Here is a 13,131-nt window from a genome sequence, read left to right on the forward strand (position 1 = left end):
GTGCCTACTTCTTCGGCAGGATGTTCAGCTCGGCGGCCGGGGGCAGGAAGCTGCCGTTCCATACGGTGGCGGGATCCACGCGCGTCCTGGTGTTGTAGGCGTCGGAGACCTGCGAGGCCATCAGCGCGAGCCGCTGCGGCTTGACCTGGCCGAATCCTTCGGCGCGCGCATCCGGGCTGTTGACCACCGTGTCGATGGCCAGTTGCAGCCGGCGGGTTTCGAGCGCGGTGTTCACGATGCCGTCGCGTTCCTTCACGTAGGCGATGGCGGCGCCGGGATGGGCGATGACTTCCTTCGCGCCGCGGGCGAAGGCCTTGAGGAAGGCCTTCACCGCCTCGGGGTTCTCCTTGAGGATCTTCGGGCTCGCGATGATGGCGTTGCCGTAGAGCTTCACGCCGTAATCGGCATAGGGCAGCACGACCACGTCCGACGCCTTGGCGCCGCGCGCCTCCAGGTTCAGCAGCGAGGTGAAGGTGAACCCGGTGATGGCGTCCACGTCGCCGCGCACGAGCATGGTTTCGCGCAGCGGCGGATCCATGGCGGTCCATTGCACGCCGGCGATCTGGTTGGCCTTGGCGAAGATCGGGAAGCCGCGGCGCCCGGCGTCGAACACCGGCGCGCCGAGCTTCCTGCCGTTCAGGTCCGCGGGTTTGGCGATGCCGCTTTTCTTCAGCGCCATGACGGAGGCGGGCGTGTTGTTGTAGACCATCATCACGGCCACGGGCTTGTTCTGCGCGTCGGGATTGTTGCCGTGGAACTCCATCACCGCGGCCAGGTCCGCGAAGCCGATGTCGTAAGAGCCCGAGGCCACGCGCTGCACGGCGGCGCCCGAGCCGTTGCCGGCATCCACCGCCACGTTCAGGCCCGCCTCCTTGAAATACCCCTTGGCCGCGGGCAGCAGGAAGAAGGCCGAGGGGCCTTCGAAGCGCCAGTCGAGCTGGAACTTGATGGGGGCGGGGGCGCCGGACTGGGCCTGCGCGGCGGACGTCAGCAGGCCCGCGGCGGCGAGCAGCACGGCGGACTGCAGGAAGGAACGCTTGGTCATGGGGGTCTCCATTCGTGTCGATCGATACCGGGAGTATCAGCAAGATCGATGCCTGTCCGCCAACGGCCCTGGGGCATCGCTCACGCGGATTGCACCAGTATGGTGCAGCCCGTGCCCGCCGGGAGTTCAGCGGCGTTCCCAGAAGCCCCGGTGCGCGGCGATGAGCGCATCGCGCAGTTCGGGGACCGGGCCGGCCACCTCCACCGCGCGCTGGCCGCGCGCGAACACCTCGCGACAGGGCAGGTCCAGCGTGGGGTTCCCGGGATGATCGCCCGTGAGGGCGCGCAGGGCCGTCTCCTCGGCGCCGTACAGCACGCGCCCGATGCCGGCCCAGTAGATGGTGCCGGCGCACATGGCGCAGGGCTCGAAAGTGGTGACAAGGGTGCAGCCGCGCAGGATGCCGGCGGGCCAGCGCGCCGCGGCCTCGCGCGCGAGGGTGGATTCGGCGTGGTTCACCGTGTCGAACTGCTCGGCCAGCACGGTGTCGCCGTCCGGCGCGACCAGCAGCGCGCCGAAGGGATGGCGCCCGGCGCGTCAGCGCTGGGCCTTGGAGGCCACGGCGTTGGCGGCCGCCAGTGCCGTCATGTTCACCACGCGGCGCACGGTGGACGAGGGCGTGAGCACGTGGGCCGAGGCGGCGGCGCCCAGCAGGATCGGGCCGATGGTCGTGCCGTGGCTGCCGGTGGTCTTGAGCACGTTGAACAGGATGTTCGCGGCGTCCAGGTTCGGGCAGATCAGCACGTTGGCCGAGCCGGTGAGCGTGCTGTCCTCCAGCGCGTTCTGGCGGATCTTCTCCGACAGGGCCGCGTCGCCGTGCAGTTCGCCGTCGCTCTCGATGTGCGGCGCGGCCTTCGCGAACAGGTCGCGCGCCGCGCGCATCTTGCGGGCCGAGGGGCGCGTGGACGAGCCGTAGTTGGAGTGCGAGAGGAACGCGACCTTGGGCGGCAGGCCGAAGCGCTGCACTTCCTCGGCCGCCATCTGCGCGATGTGCGCGAGCTGCTCGGCGCTCGGGTCCTCGTGGATGTAGGTGTCGGCGATGAACAGCGTGTGCTGGTCCAGCGTGAGGGCATTCACCGTCGCGAGGCCCGCGGCGCCGTCCTTGAGGCCGATCACCGTGCGCACGTGCTCCAGGTGGTGGTCGAAGCGGCCGACCAGGCCGCACAGCAGCGCGTCCGCGTCGCCCAGGCGCACCATCAGCGCGCCGATGAGCGTGTTGGAGCGGCGCACGGCGGCCTTGGCGGCCTCGGGCGTGATGCCGTCGCGGCCCATCAGGCGGTGGTAGGCCTCCCAGTACTGGCGGAAGCGCGGATCGTCCTCGGGGTCGCAGACCTCCACGTCCTTGCCGAGCTGGATGCGCAGGCCGGCCTTCTTGATCCGCATCTCGATCACGGCGGGTCGGCCGATCAGGATGGGGCGGGCGAGACCGTCGTCCACGGCCACCTGCGCGGCGCGCAGCACGCGTTCGTCCTCGCCCTCGGCATAGGCCACGCGCTGCAGGCTGGCCTTGGCGGCGGTGAAGACCGGGCGCATGAACATGCTGGTCTGGTACACGAAGCGCGTGAGGCTGTCGCGGTAGGCGTCGTAGTCCTGGATCGGGCGGGTGGCCACGCCCGATGCCTCGGCCGCGCGCGCCACGGCGGGCGCGATGCGCAGGATCAGGCGCACGTCGAACGGCGTGGGGATGAGGTAGTCCGGGCCGAAGGAGAGGTCCTGGCCCGCGTAGGCTGCGGCCACCTCGTCGCTCATCTCGGCCTTGGCGAGGTCGGCGATCTCGCGCACGCAGGCGAGCTTCATCTCCTGCGTGATCTTCGTGGCGCCGCAATCGAGCGCGCCGCGGAAGATGTAGGGGAAGCACAGCACGTTGTTGACCTGGTTCGGGTAGTCCGAACGGCCCGTGGCGATGATGCAGTCCGGGCGCACGGCCTTGGCCAGTTCGGGCCGGATCTCGGGTTCCGGGTTGGCCAGCGCCAGGATGATGGGCTTGTCCGCCATGGTCTTGACCATGTCCGCCGTGAGCGTGCCGGCGGTGGAGCAGCCCAGGAACACGTCGGCGCCGTTGACCACGTCGGCCAGGGTCCGGGCCTCCGTCTTCTGGGCGTAGCGGGCCTTGGATTCGTCCAGCGGGCCGCGGCCTTCGTAGATCACGCCCTTGGAGTCGCACACGAAGATGTTCTCGCGCTTGACACCCAGGCCGACCATGACGTCCAGGCAGGCGATGGCGGCGGCGCCGGCGCCGGAGACGGCCACCTTCACGGCGCCGATGTCCTTGCCCACCAGTTCCAGCCCGTTGAGCAGGGCGGCGCTGGAGATGATGGCCGTGCCGTGCTGGTCGTCATGGAACACCGGGATGTTCATGCGCCTGGAGAGTTCGCGCTCGATGTAGAAGCACTCCGGCGCCTTGATGTCTTCCAGGTTGATGCCGCCCAGCGTGGGCTCCAGCGCCGCGACGATGTCGATGATCTTGTCCGGGTCGCGCTCGGCCAGCTCGATGTCGAACACATCGACACCCGCGAACTTCTTGAACAGGCACCCCTTGCCTTCCATCACCGGCTTGCCGGCCAGCGGGCCGATGTCGCCCAGGCCCAGCACCGCCGTGCCGTTGGTGATCACGCCCACGAGGTTGCCCCGGGAGGTGTACTCGGCCGCCAGGGACGGGTCGGCCTGGATGTCCAGGCACGGATAGGCCACGCCGGGCGAGTAGGCCAGGGAGAGGTCGCGCTGGTTGGACAGGGGCTTGGTCGGCGTGACGGAGATCTTGCCGCGGCTGGGGTTGCGGTGGTATTCGAGCGCTGCTTCGCGCAGTGCCGCTTCCGCGGCGGACAGTGGCTTGGTCATACGGGAGTTCCGGAAAAAAGGCGCAGGGGCGATGCCTGTCGAGCTTAACCGCCGGGCCCGCGCCAGGGGAGTGCTGGACCCATGCGATATGTGCATGGGGTCCGAATGCCCGCGCCGGATGCGGAGCGGGGCGGTGCCGGGGCAGGCCGGGCTCAGTGCGCTTCGGCCTGCCGGGCGGCATCCACGGCCGCGGAGGTGTCGCGGCTGGTGCCATCGAAGAAGACATTCAGGAGCACGGCGGTGATCGAGGCCAGCAGGATACCGGATTCGATCGGCGGGTGGACGGCGTGCGGCATCCACTGGCGGATGCGGGACGCCGAAATCACCGCGCCCGGGATGCGGATGCCGGTGGCCGCCACCGCACCCACGGTGGGCAGCGATTCGACCCACGCGGACGGGCCACGGATGTCTCGCGAGGGTCAGGACAGCAGGGCCTTGACCAGGTCCAGTTGCCGGTCGGCGCGTTCGCTGTCCAGCTCCAGGCTGGCCTCGATGCGGTCGAGGTGGTCCACCATGCAGGCGACCGCCGCCTCGGCATCGCCGCCGCGGCACACGCGCAGGAACTCGGCATGCTCCCCGGAGGAGCAGTGCGCGTCGTTGGACGAGTGGTAGAGCATCGCGATGAGCGAGCTGCGCGCCACCATCTCCTGGACCAGCCGGGCCAGCGTGTGGTTGCCCGCCGCCTCGGCCAGCGCGACGTGGAAGTCGCCCAGCAGCTTTTCCTGCACGCTGCCGGTGGCGGGGCCGGCCTTGAGCGCCGTGCGCTCGAAGCGGATGTGCTGCTCCAGCAACTGGTAGTCGGCCCGCTTCGCACGGGCCACGAACAGCCGCACGACCTCGCTCTCCAGGATGCGGCGCACGGCGAAGACCTCGCGCGCCTCCTGCACGCTGGGCCGGCTCACGAACGAGCCCTTGTCGGGAATGGTCTCGATCAGCCGGTCCTTGGCCAGCATGACCAGCGCGGCGCGCACCTTGGTGCGGCTCACGGAGTAGATGCGCCCCAGCGCTTCCTCGCGCAGCCAGGTGCCGGGTGGCAGGCGTTTCTCGACGATCGCGGTCGCCAGGTCGCGCGCGATGCCTTCGATGGAGACCTGCGCGGCCTCCGGGGCGGCGGGCGCGTCCGCGCGCTGCGCCGGTGCGGGGGGCCGGGGCGCACGCGCCTTGCGTGCCGGTGCGGGGGCGGCGGTGGATGCGCGGTGGGGCGTGGGCGGGGAGGCTGGAGCGGGAACAGGAGTCTGGGCGGCGCGGGGCATGGCGGGATTGTCGCGGCAAGCGGTGGCTGCCCGCGCAAAGGCACCGCCGCGGGGCGCATCGGCCGCGGCCCCGCCGCGATCAGGCGCGCCGCAGTGCCGGCGCGGCAGCGGGCGCCGCGACCGCGGGAGCCGCGCCCAGCGCGAAGTCCGCCAGCGCCCCGGCCATGGCCTTGGGCAGCGGCCGGGCCAGCTCGCCGTGCTTGCTGGTGGCCAGGCGCAGCGTCACCAGCGATTCGACCAGCGTGGTGGCGGCGGCCACGCCGTCGATCACCGGCACGCCCAGCACGCCGCCGATGTGCTCGCACAGGTCGGCCATGCCGGCGCAGCCCAGCACGATGGTGTCGCAGCCGTCCTCGGCCAGCGCGCGCCGGCACTCTTGCGTGATGCGTTCGCGGGCGCCGGAGCCGGGCACCTCCAGTTCCAGCACCGGCAGCTCGCAGGCGCGCACGTTGGCGCAGAAACGCTCCATGCCGTAGATCTCGGCCAGGTGCCAGGCCTGCCCCATGGTGCGGCCCAGCGTGGTCACCACCGAGAAGCGCGATCCCACCATGCTCGCCAGGTGCATCGCGGCCTCGGCGATGCCCACCACCGGGCCGCGTGCCAGCTCGCGCGCGGCCTTCAGGCCGGGGTCGCCGAAGCAGGCGATCACGTAGCCATCGACGCCGCCCTCCTCGCCGCGGGCGATCTCCTGCAGCAGGCCGGGCACGGCCAGCGCCTCGTCGTAGTGGCTCTCGATGGATGCCGGGCCCATGGCGGGGCTGACGGCGATGACCTCGGTGCCCGGCCGCGCCACGGCGCGCGCGCAGGCCCCGATCTTCTCGGTCATGCTCCAGGTGGTGTTGGGATTGATGATCTTGATACGCATGGGCGTTGCCCGTTCCTTCTTCGGTTTCAGTTCTGCTTGCGGTTCAGTGCGAGGTAGATGACCAGCCCCAGGCCCATGCCGATGAACCAGGCATAGTTGGCGGCGCCGCGCCAGCTCGGCACGACCACGCACAGGATGGGCACCAGCGCGGCGGGCACCATGGTCATCACGGCGCGGGGGTTGTAGCCGCCCCGGTACCAGTAGCGCCCCTCGGGCTGCATGGTGTAGAGGTCATCGACCGCCACCTGTTGGCGGCGCACGAAGTAGTAGTCGGCGATCAGGATGCCGAACAGCGGGCCGATGAACGAGCCCAGGATGTCCAGCGTGTAGTGGATGACCTGCGGGTTGTTGTAGAGGTTCCAGGGCGTGATGAAGATCGAGCCCACGGCGGCGATCATGCCGCCCGTGCGCCAGCTGATGTGCTGCGGCGCCACGTTGGAGAAGTCGAACGCCGGCGACACGAAGTTGGCCACGATGTTGATGCCCACGGTGGCGATCATGAAGGTGAGCGCGCCCAGCACCACGGCGGTGGTGGAGTCGATGCGGCCCACGGTGTGGACCGGGTCGGTGATGAGTTCGCCGAACACGGGCAGCGTGGCGGCGGTGGTGACCACGGTGAGCAGCGAGAAGAACACGAAGTTGACCGGCAGGCCCCAGAAATTGCCCTTCTTCACCGCGTCGAAGCTCTTACCGTAGCGGGAGAAGTCGCCGAAGTTGAGCATCGGGCCGCTGAAGTAGCTCACCACCAGCGCGATGGCCGAGAGCATCACCGGCACCGCGTCCCAGCCCTGGAAGCGCACGCCGCCCAGGTTCAGGTTGATGTTCTTCCAGCCGGCCTTCCAGACCAGCCAGCCGCAGAGGATGGCCATCACCACATAGACGCCCGGGCCGGCCCAGTCGATGAAGCGGCGGATGGCCTCCATGCCGTGCCAGAACACCAGCGCCTGCAGCACCCACATGACCATGAACGACACCCAGCCCAGCGTGGACAGGCCCGCGAAGCCGTGCCGCGTGACATCGGCATAGGCGTCGAGCGAGGGGTAGAAATGCAGCGCCAGGATCATGAAGGCGCTGGAGGCCAGGTAGGTCTGGATGCCGTACCAGGCCACCGCGATCAGCCCGCGGATGATGGCCGGGATGTTGGCGCCCAGCACGCCGAACGAGGCGCGGCAGATCACGGGGTAGGGCACGCCCGTCACCTGGCTGGGCTTGGCCACCAGGTTGCAGAAGATCTGCACGATGACGATGCCGATCAGCAGCGCGGCCAGCACGTGCCAGCTGGACAGCCCCAGCGCGAACAGGCTGCCGGCGGTGACATAGCCGCCCACGCTGTGCACGTCGGACATCCAGAACGCGAAGATGTTGTACTGGCCCCAGGTCTGTTTCCTGAGCGGGGCGAGGTCCTCGTTGGTGAGGCGCGGGTCGTAGCCGGGCTTGATGAGCGCATTGCCGGCGTGGGGCGAGGCCGGGGCGGCGGGCGCAGGCGTGGACGTGGACGTGGACGTGGACGTGGCGGGCTGGGCGATCGCGGCGTGGCCTGCGGTGCCCGCCGGGCTGGTGGCGGATTGCATGGGGCTGTCTCCTTGTGTTGGCTTCCCAGAATGCATGCGAATTTGTATACAAAAAATGGATGCATTCAAAGGCCAGGAGCGCCCGTGCGGCTCGGTGCTTACCCGCTTGCCAACGGGCGGTGCAAGGTGCAGGAGACAGGCGGGGCGTTCAGTCCGCCGCGGGCCGGGCCGCCGCGGACAGGGGGGCGAGCGATTCGCGCAGCCGGTCGCGCACCAGGGGCTGGTCCGGGTCGAGCGCGTCCTCCACGTGGCCGATGTGCGCCAGCATGCGCTCCCGGGCCAGGGCGGTGTCGCCGGATTCCAGTGCCTCGACGATGGCCGCGTGTTCCGCGCAGGACTGGCTGGCGCCGTGCTGCGACTGGTAGAGCGACGCGGCCAGCGTGGTGCGGGCCGTGAGGTCGCGCAGCAGGTCGCTGAGCGTGCGGTGGCCCAGCGCCTCGGCCAGGCAGACGTGGAAATCGGCCAGCAGGAAGGCGCGCGTCGCGGCATCCGCGCCTTCGATCGCGCGCCGCTCCTCGTCGATGTGCGCGCGCAGGCGCGGCACCACGGTCTGCTGCAGCGGCCGGCCGGCGTCGGCCAGGATGCCGGATTCGATGATGCGGCGCGCGGAGAAGGCGTCGCGCGCATCCTCCACCGACGGCTCCACCACGTACCAGCCGCGCCGCGCGCGCACCTCGACGAAACCGCGGGCCTGCAGTTGCATCAGCGCTTCCCGCACCATGGTGCGGCTGACGCCGAACAGGTCGGCCAGGTCCTGCTCGCCCAGCCGTTCGCCGGGCGCCAGCTTCTGCGCCAGGATGGATTCGACGACCTGCTGTGCGATCTGGCTCTGGCTGATGCCCATCGGTGCCGTCGGGGGAGGCCGTCCGCGCTCAGCGCGGCAGGGCCAGTGCGTGGGACTCCGGCGCGGAGCGCTCGTCGAGCGTGAAGCCCGCCACGGTGCGCGACAGGTTGTGCGCCTGGTCGTTGAGCACGCCGGAGGCGGCGGTGGATTCCTCCACCAGCGCCGCGTTCTGCTGCGTGGCGCGGTCCATCTCGGCCACGGCCTGGTTGATCTGCGCGATGCCCGAGCTCTGCTCGGCCATGGAGCCGTTGATCTCGCCGATGATCTGCGTGACGCGCTGGATGCCGTCCACGATCTCGCCCATGGTCTCGCCGGCCGCGCGCACACGCTCGGTTCCGGTGAGCACGCTGGCGCCCGAGGCGTCGATCAGCGACTTGATTTCCTTGGCGGCCTCCGCGCTGCGCTGCGCCAGGCTGCGCACCTCGCCGGCCACGACGGCGAAGCCGCGGCCCTGCTCGCCCGCGCGGGCGGCCTCCACGGCCGCGTTCAGCGCCAGGATGTTGGTCTGGAATGCGATGGAGTCGATCACGCCGATGATCTCGCCGATCTTGGACGAGGCCTTGGAGATGTCGTCCATGGTGTGGACGGCGCTGGCCACCACCTCGCCGCCCTTGAGGGCGGAGGCGCTCGCCGAGTTCGCCAGGCGCGTGGCCTGCGCGGCGGATTCGGCCGACTGCTGCAGGGTGACGGTGAGCTGCGACAGCGACGCGGAGGTTTCCTGCAGCGCGCTCGCCGAGCCCTCGGTGCGGTTGGAGAGGTCCTGGTTGCCGGCACGGATCTCGTCCGTGGCCGTCTTCATCGATTCCACGCCGTGGCGCACATCCTTGAGCACCGTGCCGATCTGTTCGACGAAGGCATTGAACGAGGAGGCGATCTGGGCGACCTCGTCGCGGCCGGACACGGGCAGGCGCTGGGTCAGGTCGCCGCCGCCGGAGCCGATGCGGTCCATGGCGTCGCGCACCTGCGAGAGGCGGCGGAAGGAGGTGGCGGTGAGCAGGGCGGCGACGCCGGCCGCGGCCAGGGCCAGCAGCACGATCGCGACGGCCAGGGTGTGCAGCACGCTGCGCAGGCCGGCCGTGGCCTCGGCCTTGTCCAGCGCCACCACGAGCGTCCAGTCCGTGCCGTGCACGGGGCGGCCCTTGAGCAGCTTGTCGGCGCCGTCCATCTCGACCTCGAGCGGCTTGTCCGACGTGGCGATGGACCCCATGGTGGCCGGCGTCAGCACGGCGGAAATCTCGGTGACCGGCTTGAGCGCCAGCTTGGCGTCGGCATGCGCGATGACCTGCCCGTCGCTGTTGACCACGAAACCGAAGCTGCCGGGCGTGGGGCGGATGGCCGCAACCACCTCGCGCACGCCGTCGAGCGGCACCGCGCCGCTCAGCACACCCTCGAGCTTGCCGGCGCGCAGCATCGGCGCCACGAACGCCACGTAGGGCACGCCGGTGGTCGAGTCGCCGTAGGGCTTGGTGACGGCCAGCTTGCCGGCCTGCACCGCGGTCTTGTACCAGGGGCGTGCCGTGGGGTCGTAGCCCGGGGCGGTCTTGGTGGTGGAGAAGAAGGTCTTGTCTTCCCAGCCCACGGTGGTGATGGGGAAGCCGTTGGCCTTGCCCATCAGCGGCACGTAGCCCTGCGGGTCGCCGTGCTCGATGGCCGCCGCCGTCGCCTCCACGGCGGTGCCCTTGGAGGCCACCCACTGGTCCACCGCCATGGCGTTGCCGGCGGCGATCGCGTTCAGGTCCTGCTCGATGGTCTCGAACGTGCTCGCCCGGGTGATGGTGTACGTGGCGGCCCCGGTGACCGCCAGCGCGCACACGACCGTGGCGGTGCTGATGAAAAGGATCTTGGAGCGCAGTGTCTGGAGCATGGGGGAAACCTTCGGACGGGGAAAGCGCCTTGATTACACCGCATAAGGTTTCTTTTGTTTACGTAAAACGCGTTGCTGTTGCAAAAAAGCGGCCCGGCAGTTCAGGCCACGGGAGGCACATCCTGGCCGTCGAGCACGGCCCGGGCGCGCTCCCGGTCGATATCGCCTTCCCACGCGGCAATCGCCACGGTGGCTACGCAATTGCCCACGAGATTGCCCAGCGCGCGGGCGATGCCCATGAACCAGTCCACCGAGAGCACCAGTACCAGGCCGATGGCCGGAATGGCCGGGATCGCGTGCAGCGTGGCGGCCAGCACCACGATGGCCGAGCCCGGCACGCCGTGCGCGCCCTTGGAGGTGACGAGCGAGATCGCGAGGATGGTCAGCAGGTCGGCCATGCTGATCGGCGTGTTGGTCGCCTGGGCGATGAACACGGCCGCGAGCGTGATGTAGATGGAGAACGCGTCCAGGTTGAACGAGTAGCCGGTGGGGATCACCAGGCCCACGGTGGAGTCGCGCACGCCCATGTGCTTGAGCTTGGCCATGATCTGCGGCAGCACGCTGTCGGACGAGGTGGTGGCGAACACCACGGCCAGCTCTTCGCGCAGGTAGCGCAGCAGCTTGAACAGGCTGAAGCCCGAGACGCGCATGATGAGCCCGAGCACGACCACCACGAACAGCGCCACGGCGATGTAGAACAGCCCCACCAGCATGCCGAGCTGCTTGAGCGAGCCGATGCCGTACTTGCCCACGGTGAAGGCGATGGCGCCCAGCACGCCGAGCGGCGCGAGCTGGATGATGAGGCCCATGGCGCGGAACAGCACCACCGAGAAATCCTCGATGAGCCCGGCCACGCGTGCGCCACGTTCGCCCACCAGCGCCAGCGCGCAGCCGAAGATGATCGAGAACAACAGCACCTGCAGCACGTCGCCGCTGGAGAAGGCGCTCACCGCCGTGGCGGGAATGAGCTTGAGCGCGAAATCGCTGAAGCCGCCGCCCGAAAGCTTGCTGGCGTTGTCCGTGTAGGCACTCAGCGCCGAGGCGTCCAGCCCGCGCGGGTCCACGTTCATGCCCACGCCGGGCTCGAACACGAAGGCGAGAACGAGGCCCAGCGCCAGCGCGATGGTGGTGACCACCTCGAAGTAGATCAGCGCCTTGACGCCCACGCGGCCCACGCGCTTCAGGTCCCCCGTGCCGGCGATGCCGTGCACCACGACGCAGAACACCACCAGCGGGATCAGCATCTTGATGAGCTTGATGAAGCCGTCGCCCAGGGGTTTGAGCTGCACGGCCCACTGGGGCCACAGAAGCCCCACGGCGACGCCGGCCACGAGGGCCAGCACGACACGGCCGAACAGGGTGCGGAAAAGGAAATGCATGGAAAACCCCCGAGGATGGGCGCGATGTCTTGTGCGCCAATTTTGCATACAAAAAATGTAGACAGTAAATGGCCGGGCCGGATGCGGGTAATCCCTGGTTAGGAGTCACTCAGGTAAAAAAACGGTTGAGCCAACGGGGGTGGTTCGGGCACGCACCGGCTCGCGCGTCGGACCGCAGGAGCGGCGGCCTGCCTGCGGCTCAATGTATGCCGCATGCCGGTGTAGAGCGGATGACACAACCTTCAGGGGGCACCCATTCCCTGGAATTTGCAATAACCCTTCGCCTGACAGCCGCAAACTTGCGCCGAAGCACTCCACGCGGCTTTTTCAACTGCGGGACATTCCAGGTGTGATGCGCTCACGGTTGGGCTGGCCTGTGGCAAGTGCGTTGATGGAGCGGTGGTTCAATGGAGCGCCACTCCGGATGCCCAGGAAATGAAGTTCAGTGAGCCCCCGTACCGGCTTAGCCAGCTTCCTTCGGCCCATCTTGATGACACCACGGTCACCATGCAATGGGCGCTTGGTTTTGCCAGGGTGCGTGCAGCGATGGACCGAAACGCCCATTTCCGCGAATGGAGCGAGAAAAACCAGAAGGGCGGCGACTTCATGGTGTTGTCCAATGTGCACAGGGTGCGATTGCCGTCCCCTGTAAAAATGGAGTGGCGAATTGATGGTTGAATTATGAATAGAAAACGGCTGGTGAAATGGGCCCCCGTTGCGGTGTCGTTGCTGATCGTGGTCGGGTATTCCGCAATCCCAAGGTACGATCGCAGCCACTATAGCCCGCGGCATGTGTACCGGCTCGATTATTACGAAGCCTCATGGCTGCAGCGGCTCATGCACTGGGATATGAAATATCCCCATGTGATCCGCTTGTATCGCATCGAACCAGAAACCCTGTTGGGCGAAAGCGACGTCGTGGATCTCTGGCTTAATGGCGAAATCTACTGGTGGCTGAATCCGCCAGTAAATGCGGTGCAGGTCGGGCGAGATGTGGTGTTCGAGAACGTGCCTCCCGAATGCACGGACTGTCCGCGGCTGCCCGACTCCGCTGTCATGCCCTGACCAAAACCCGTCCCTGTCAACCCAGCAGATCGTGCAGCGCCCGCGCGACCACCTTGGTGGCGCGGCGCAGGTCCTCGAGCTCCACACGCTCGTCCGCGCGCTTGGCGTGCGATTCGAGCACCGTACGTGGCCCCGCGCCATAGATCACGCCGGGAATGCCGCGCTCCACGTAGAGCCGCACATCGGTGTAGAGCGGCGTGCCCACCGCGGGCGGGCGCTCGCCGAACACGGCCTCGGCATGGCGCTGGATCGCGTCCACCAGCGGGCGGTTGCCTTCCAGCGGCGTCATCGCGTTGGCGAGCAGCAGGCGGCGCACTTCCACGCGGATGCCTTCGCAGCCGGCGGCGGCCTCGTCGATCACGCGGCGGATGGTGGCTTCCACCTCCACGGGGTTCTCTTCCGGGATCATG

11 protein-coding genes and 3 pseudogenes are annotated in these 13,131 nt (G+C 68.8%); 3 read left to right on the forward strand and 11 right to left on the reverse strand.

Annotated features, from left to right (window positions below; all coding sequences use genetic code 11):
• Positions 1-4 precede the first annotated feature (4 nt).
• The 10 genes and pseudogenes from BLR99_RS20390 to BLR99_RS20435 form a co-directional block, all read right to left on the reverse strand.
• Complete coding sequence (locus BLR99_RS20390) at positions 5-1,045, reverse strand: ABC transporter substrate-binding protein (protein ID WP_074687488.1); 1,041 nt, start codon at positions 1,043-1,045, stop codon at positions 5-7.
• Positions 1,046-1,171: 126 nt separating this feature from the next.
• Positions 1,172-1,573 (reverse strand): annotated as a pseudogene (locus BLR99_RS20395) (nucleoside deaminase); the annotation flags it as partial.
• Between the two features lie 6 nt (positions 1,574-1,579).
• On the reverse strand, positions 1,580-3,880 hold the full coding sequence (locus BLR99_RS20400; RefSeq protein ID WP_074687484.1) for an NADP-dependent malic enzyme: 2,301 nt from the start codon (positions 3,878-3,880) through the stop codon (positions 1,580-1,582).
• A gap of 152 nt (positions 3,881-4,032) precedes the next feature.
• Positions 4,033-4,275: pseudogene (locus BLR99_RS23915) on the reverse strand (purine permease); the annotation flags it as partial.
• A gap of 24 nt (positions 4,276-4,299) precedes the next feature.
• Complete coding sequence (locus tag BLR99_RS20410; RefSeq protein ID WP_074687486.1) at positions 4,300-5,133, reverse strand: GntR family transcriptional regulator; 834 nt, start codon at positions 5,131-5,133, stop codon at positions 4,300-4,302.
• A 79-nt stretch (positions 5,134-5,212) separates the two neighbouring features.
• Positions 5,213-5,998 (reverse strand): aspartate/glutamate racemase family protein, encoded by a 786-nt coding sequence (locus BLR99_RS20415; RefSeq protein ID WP_011794249.1) that lies wholly within the window; start codon positions 5,996-5,998, stop codon positions 5,213-5,215.
• A gap of 26 nt (positions 5,999-6,024) precedes the next feature.
• Positions 6,025-7,569, reverse strand: coding sequence for an NCS1 family nucleobase:cation symporter-1 (locus tag BLR99_RS20420; RefSeq protein ID WP_011794250.1), 1,545 nt, complete (start codon positions 7,567-7,569; stop codon positions 6,025-6,027).
• Between the two features lie 148 nt (positions 7,570-7,717).
• The gene (locus BLR99_RS20425; RefSeq protein ID WP_011794251.1) at positions 7,718-8,413 is read right to left on the reverse strand and encodes a GntR family transcriptional regulator; all 696 of its coding nucleotides are present in this window, start codon (positions 8,411-8,413) and stop codon (positions 7,718-7,720) included.
• A 28-nt stretch (positions 8,414-8,441) separates the two neighbouring features.
• A complete protein-coding gene (locus tag BLR99_RS20430; RefSeq protein WP_011794252.1) occupies positions 8,442-10,277 on the reverse strand; it encodes a methyl-accepting chemotaxis protein in 1,836 nt (611 codons plus the stop codon).
• A gap of 101 nt (positions 10,278-10,378) precedes the next feature.
• Positions 10,379-11,656, reverse strand: coding sequence for a C4-dicarboxylate transporter DctA (locus tag BLR99_RS20435; RefSeq protein ID WP_011794253.1), 1,278 nt, complete (start codon positions 11,654-11,656; stop codon positions 10,379-10,381).
• Between the two features lie 265 nt (positions 11,657-11,921).
• Between BLR99_RS20435 and BLR99_RS23920 the strand changes: the two are divergent.
• The 3 genes and pseudogenes from BLR99_RS23920 to BLR99_RS20440 form a co-directional block, all read left to right on the forward strand.
• Positions 11,922-12,205: pseudogene (locus BLR99_RS23920) on the forward strand (DUF6402 family protein); the annotation flags it as partial.
• Entirely contained in the window at positions 12,203-12,334 is a 132-nt protein-coding gene (locus tag BLR99_RS23580; protein WP_233249094.1) for a DUF6402 family protein, read from the forward strand. The pseudogene BLR99_RS23920 and the gene BLR99_RS23580, both read left to right, overlap by 3 nt.
• 3 nt (positions 12,335-12,337) lie before the next feature.
• Positions 12,338-12,721, forward strand: a complete 384-nt coding sequence (locus BLR99_RS20440; RefSeq protein WP_046060837.1) for a hypothetical protein — start codon at positions 12,338-12,340, stop codon at positions 12,719-12,721.
• A 16-nt stretch (positions 12,722-12,737) separates the two neighbouring features.
• Here BLR99_RS20440 and BLR99_RS20445 read toward each other — a convergent pair.
• Positions 12,738-13,131: M20/M25/M40 family metallo-hydrolase (locus BLR99_RS20445; RefSeq protein WP_139160191.1), on the reverse strand; the 394-nt coding region annotated here is incomplete at its 5' end.

Origin of the sequence: Paracidovorax citrulli (assembly GCF_900100305.1) — a bacterium.
GTDB lineage: Bacteria > Pseudomonadota > Gammaproteobacteria > Burkholderiales > Burkholderiaceae_C > Paracidovorax > Paracidovorax citrulli.

Excerpts from the sequence above, each read along its gene's own strand:
- BLR99_RS20390 (WP_074687488.1), bottom strand. The coding sequence starts at position 1,045 with ATGACCAAGCGTTCCTTCCTGCAGTCCGCCGTGCTGCTCGCCGCCGCG.
- BLR99_RS20400 (WP_074687484.1), bottom strand. The coding sequence starts at position 3,880 with ATGACCAAGCCACTGTCCGCCGCGGAAGCGGCACTGCGCGAAGCAGCG.
- BLR99_RS20410 (WP_074687486.1), bottom strand. The coding sequence starts at position 5,133 with ATGCCCCGCGCCGCCCAGACTCCTGTTCCCGCTCCAGCCTCCCCGCCC.
- BLR99_RS20415 (WP_011794249.1), bottom strand. The coding sequence starts at position 5,998 with ATGCGTATCAAGATCATCAATCCCAACACCACCTGGAGCATGACCGAG.
- BLR99_RS20420 (WP_011794250.1), bottom strand. The coding sequence starts at position 7,569 with ATGCAATCCGCCACCAGCCCGGCGGGCACCGCAGGCCACGCCGCGATC.
- BLR99_RS20425 (WP_011794251.1), bottom strand. The coding sequence starts at position 8,413 with ATGGGCATCAGCCAGAGCCAGATCGCACAGCAGGTCGTCGAATCCATC.
- BLR99_RS20430 (WP_011794252.1), bottom strand. The coding sequence starts at position 10,277 with ATGCTCCAGACACTGCGCTCCAAGATCCTTTTCATCAGCACCGCCACG.
- BLR99_RS20435 (WP_011794253.1), bottom strand. The coding sequence starts at position 11,656 with ATGCATTTCCTTTTCCGCACCCTGTTCGGCCGTGTCGTGCTGGCCCTC.
- BLR99_RS23580 (WP_233249094.1), top strand. The coding sequence starts at position 12,203 with ATGGACCGAAACGCCCATTTCCGCGAATGGAGCGAGAAAAACCAGAAG.
- BLR99_RS20440 (WP_046060837.1), top strand. The coding sequence starts at position 12,338 with ATGAATAGAAAACGGCTGGTGAAATGGGCCCCCGTTGCGGTGTCGTTG.